The 778-nt window shown below is 41.6% G+C and carries 1 protein-coding gene; it reads left to right on the top strand.

The annotated features are described in order from the left end of the window. Window positions 1-4 precede the first annotated feature (4 nt). On the top strand, window positions 5-778 hold a 774-nt coding region (locus KH893_RS11160; protein ID WP_345803736.1), incomplete at its 3' end, for a M24 family metallopeptidase.

Here is a 778-nt window from a genome sequence, read left to right on the forward strand (position 1 = left end):
ATCTATGATTAAATTCAATCAGACAAGACTAAATAAACTGCAAGAAACCCTTGTCGACAAACAGATCGACTTCGCTTTTATTTCAGACTACAAAACAATTCAATATATCACCGGATTTGGTTCCAATCCTTACGAAAGAATTTTGGCAATGATTGTCTTTGCCGATAAAGACCCCTTTATTTTCGCACCGGCCTTGGAGGTTGAAGTTGTCAAATCGGTTGGCTGGCCCTACGATCTATATGGCTACCAAGATAATGAAGATGGCTTAAAAATGATCTACGACCACATCAAAGAACGAATCAGCAATCCAAAAAAAATAGCAACCGAGCAGGGAAATTTAACTCTATTTCGTTTTAATCGACTCCATGAAGCCTTTCCAGATGCCGATTATTCATTTAATTTAACACCGGTTGTCGAGCATCAGCGCCTGGTTAAAGACGAAGATGAAATAAAGAAATTGGAGCAAGCCGGTAGGGATGCCGATTTGGCCTTTGAAGCTGGTTTTAAAGCATTAAAAGTTGGTAAAACGGAACTTCAAATTGCTGCTGAGCTTGAGTTCACAACGAAAAACCGCAACGTTTCGGAAATGTCCTTTGGTACTCTGGTTCAGACAGCCGAGCATGCTGCCGATCCGCACGGAGAAACATCGGACTTGACATTAAAAAACAATTCATTGGTTCTATTTGACTTAGGTACTGTTTATAAGGGATATATCTCAGATGCCAGCCGAACGGTCGCCCTGGGCACGCCAAGCGATCATATGCGGGAAGTTCATCAG

This window comes from Liquorilactobacillus sicerae (genome assembly GCF_029916425.1).
Classification (GTDB): domain Bacteria; phylum Bacillota; class Bacilli; order Lactobacillales; family Lactobacillaceae; genus Liquorilactobacillus; species Liquorilactobacillus sicerae.